The organism is Erwinia sp. B116, assembly GCF_002865965.1.
GTDB lineage: Bacteria > Pseudomonadota > Gammaproteobacteria > Enterobacterales > Enterobacteriaceae > Erwinia.
Genome location: NZ_JRZZ01000027.1, coordinates 40,553 through 43,265, shown reverse-complemented (window position 1 = coordinate 43,265; position 2,713 = coordinate 40,553). Strand labels below are relative to the sequence as shown.

At 55.7% G+C, this 2,713-nt stretch carries 2 protein-coding genes and 1 pseudogene; all 3 read left to right on the top strand.

Annotation, left to right across the window (positions count from 1 at the left end; all coding sequences use genetic code 11):
- The first annotated feature begins 26 nt into the window (after window positions 1-26).
- The 3 genes and pseudogenes from NV64_RS16625 (at window position 27) to NV64_RS16615 (ending at window position 2,664) form a co-directional block, all read left to right on the top strand.
- Window positions 27-1,187: a PTS sugar transporter subunit IIA gene (locus NV64_RS16625; RefSeq protein ID WP_233209015.1), complete on the top strand. Its 1,161-nt coding sequence runs from the start codon at window positions 27-29 to the stop codon at window positions 1,185-1,187.
- A 68-nt stretch (window positions 1,188-1,255) separates the two neighbouring features.
- Window positions 1,256-1,924 (top strand): annotated as a pseudogene (locus NV64_RS16620) (carbohydrate porin); the annotation flags it as partial.
- A gap of 293 nt (window positions 1,925-2,217) precedes the next feature.
- Window positions 2,218-2,664 carry a hypothetical protein gene (locus NV64_RS16615; RefSeq protein WP_158239902.1) on the top strand — a complete coding sequence of 149 codons (447 nt, stop codon included), beginning with the start codon at window positions 2,218-2,220 and terminating at the stop codon, window positions 2,662-2,664.
- Window positions 2,665-2,713 lie beyond the last annotated feature (49 nt).

The window sequence follows — 2,713 nt, the reverse complement described above, 5'->3', positions numbered from 1 at the left end:
ATCCGGCGCGTTGAATCCCGCTTAACGTGCTGGCCGGTGCGCTGGGTGCGATGACGGTGGCGCTGCTGAAAGCCTACCCGATTATGCCGCCGCTGGGCGGACTGTACGGCGGTTTTACCGTCGGCAACGCCTGCCTGTACGTGGCCGAACAGGCGGTGATGAATCATTTTCTCAGCTACATCAGCAGCGCCTGGTTTTGTGAGCTGAACTATGACGATCTGTCGCGGGAAAACCTGCTCAGACACATTACCGCGATGCGTATTCGGGTGAATTTCGGCATAACCATTATCAATCCGCTGATTGAACAGATTAAACGCCACTACCCGCTGATTTATGAAATGACGCTGGCGGCGTTCAGCGAGCTGGATCTGTGGTTCAGCGGGCCGATCAGCGACGACGAGATCGGTTATCTGGTGATGCATATCGGGGCCATTCTGGAGGAGACGCAGTCGAGGGACGCGCAGCACCCGGTCACCGCGCTGCTGGTCAGCGATCAGGGAGACGCCGCCACCCGGCTGGTGTGCCAGAAGATTATCCGTATGTACCCGAACATTCTGATTAATCGCTGCCTCTCTGTGGCCCGCTATCAGCAGCTGGCGCAGGTGGAGGAGGACCTGGTGCTAACGCTGGCGAAAGTGGAAGAGAAGCACCCGCGAACCATCAGCCTGTCACCGCTGCCCGATCGCGGCCAGCTGGAGAGCATTAAGCCGCTGCTGTCCGTGGCCAGACCGTCGCCGGAGGCGATGAGCAACTGGTTCCCGGCGGCACATTTCACCATCATTCGCGATGCGGACTACGACAAAGCCGCGCTGATTGCCATGATGGCCGGGCAGCTGCAGAGCAGTGGCCGGGTGGATGCCAGCTACGCGGATTCGGTAATGGAGCGTGAGGCGCGCGCCTCGACGCTGCTGGATGATAAAATTGCCATCCCCCATCCGATGGGGCTGGTGGCGCTCAGTACGGTGGTGGCGGTGGCGATATTCCCACAGGGCATCGAATGGGATGAGGGCAAAGTTGTCAGGCTGGTCTTTATGCTGGCCATCAGCGGGGATGCGTTTGCCGACAGTATGCTGATCTATGATTACCTGACCAATATTCTGGATGATGACGTGATTGATAAATTAAGTCAGTCAGACAGCCATAACGATTTTATTCTGCGCTCGGAGAACTATTTTTTACAGGCTTAACCCGAATAAACGGGTTAAGCGGGATATCTGTGGGTATGTAGTTAATCTAAAATAATAATGGAGTTAACATGAATATCAGAAATTACCTCTGTGTATTAACCCTGTTCAGCGTTCCGGCCGTGGCGGGGATCACCTTTGATACACCGGAGGGCAGCCTTAAATTATACGGTGACGTTGAATTTAACGTCGATGCCGCCAGCCGCACCGGGCAGTTAACTTCGCTGCGTACCAGCGCCGGTAAAGACTGGAAAGCCGGTGATGCGGAGCGCTGGGACGTAAACGGGCGCATCCTGATTGGCCTGGACGGCTACCGGCTGATGGAAAACCGCAACTTTGCCGGTTTTACCGTGCAGCCGCTGGCCGACCTGACCGGCTCAATGAACCTCGATGATGCCGCGTTCTTCTTTGGCAGAGAGCAGGACTGGAAATTCAAAGTGGGCCGCTATGAAGCCTATGATATGTTCCCGCTGAATCAGGATACGCTGATTGAGTACTCGGGTAACACTGCCAATAACCTCTATAACGACGGCTACGGCTACATTTATATGATGAAAGAGGGGCGCGGCCGCAGCAGCTCCGGCGGTGCTGTGCAGCTCAGCAAACAGAGCGGCCCGTTCTGGTTTGAAGTCAATGCGCAGGCAAGCGACGACACCACGCTGTTCCAGGAAAGGAACTATCACGGCAACGCGCTGGATAATAAAAAGAACACCATTTACCTGCGCCCGTCGGTGGTGATCGACAGCAACGGCACGGAAGCGGCAAACCTGGCTTAGCGTCTGCCCCATATGGCTCTTAATGCCCACCTGCCCACCAGGCGCGTAGCGGATGCGGGGGTCGCCAGCCGTAAGTGTACGCTCTGTGATCCCGGACAGAAAATAATACCGACATCAGACAGTTATCTGCTGTTAACACCACACAATTTAACATTCTGATGTAAACTGTTAACAAGCGGGGCGCAAAAATCCCGCTGGCAGTTCTCCCAGGCATGGATCTCAGCCTGGCATTATCGTCTGGTCATCAAGGGGGTTATATGACACAACGTTTAGGCGATCTGTTCCAGGAAATCAAAGACCGGATTGCGAAAGTTCGCGGCCTGACCAACGACGAGGATGTTGAGCCGGATGACCGGATCAAAATTCACAACCGCGCCTTCCTGCTGTTCTCCCTCGACTGTCTGCTGGACGAATACCGCACTAAAAATGCGTCTCTTTACTCTGCGCTGAGAGGAAGGGATGCGCTGCACCATCTGTTACTGAAAAAGTACGGCTGGACGCTGTACGAGATCCGTTCGCTGACGCTGGCCGACAGCCTGTTTGCCATTCAGGATGAGCTGGTGTTCGACAAGCTGCCGCAGGCGGTACAGGGCTACCTTAAAGAGAATCACTGGGATAAGTTCAGCAGCACCTTTGACGATCTGACCGATCAGGAGTGGGACCCGATGCTGGGTAACGGCCACTTCGATCTGACCCAGCGTTAAACGCCCGGCGGCCGACCCGGTCCCCTGGCTGGCCGCCATTGCGTTGCCT

Excerpts from the sequence above, each read along its gene's own strand:
- NV64_RS16615 (WP_158239902.1), top strand. The coding sequence starts at position 2,218 with ATGACACAACGTTTAGGCGATCTGTTCCAGGAAATCAAAGACCGGATT.